General features: G+C 50.8%; 2 protein-coding genes. Both read left to right on the top strand.

Annotated features, from left to right (window positions below; all coding sequences use genetic code 11):
* A partial coding sequence (locus VE26_RS19045; RefSeq protein ID WP_210165394.1) for a hypothetical protein occupies nucleotides 1-182 on the top strand: 182 nt, incomplete at its 5' end.
* A gap of 6 nt (nucleotides 183-188) precedes the next feature.
* Nucleotides 189-490: hypothetical protein (locus VE26_RS19040; RefSeq protein WP_046103226.1), on the top strand; the 302-nt coding region annotated here is incomplete at its 3' end.

Genomic DNA, 490 nt, shown 5'->3' with positions numbered 1-490 from the left:
AGAAGGGAGACGAGAGAGAAAGAGGGGGGGGAGATAGAGAAGGAGGAAAGGGAGGCGAAGGGCGTGGCGGAAGGGAAAACGGAAAAGGGATAGAGAGGAGGGGGGGGAAGAAGAGGAGAAGAGAAAGAAGGGGGAAGAGGGGGCGGAGGGTAGGGAGCAGGAGGAGGGAAGCGAGGTTATGATCAGGGGTGGAGTCTGAAAGGAAAGAAACGACAACGGGAGAGGAAGCGAGGGAAGAGGAGGTAAAGGGAAAGGAGAAGGTGAACAGAACAGAGAGGAAGAACAAGGAGAGAAGGGAGGAAAAGCGAAAAGAGATGAAGGGAGAGAAGAAGGAAGAGAGAAGGAAGAAAAGGAGAGGAAGGAAAAGGAGAAAAAAAGGGAAAGAGAGAAGAAAAGAAGAAGAGGAAGAAAAAGGAGAAGAAAGGGGATGGAAAGAAGGAAAAAGGGAAGAAGAGGGAAAGGATGGCGGGAGAGAGGTAAGGAAAAAGGG

Origin of the sequence: Devosia chinhatensis, assembly GCF_000969445.1 — a bacterium.
Taxonomy (GTDB): Bacteria; Pseudomonadota; Alphaproteobacteria; order Rhizobiales; family Devosiaceae; genus Devosia; species Devosia chinhatensis.
The sequence above is the reverse complement of the archived record's forward strand: the minus strand, read 5'-3'. Positions and strand labels throughout refer to the sequence as shown.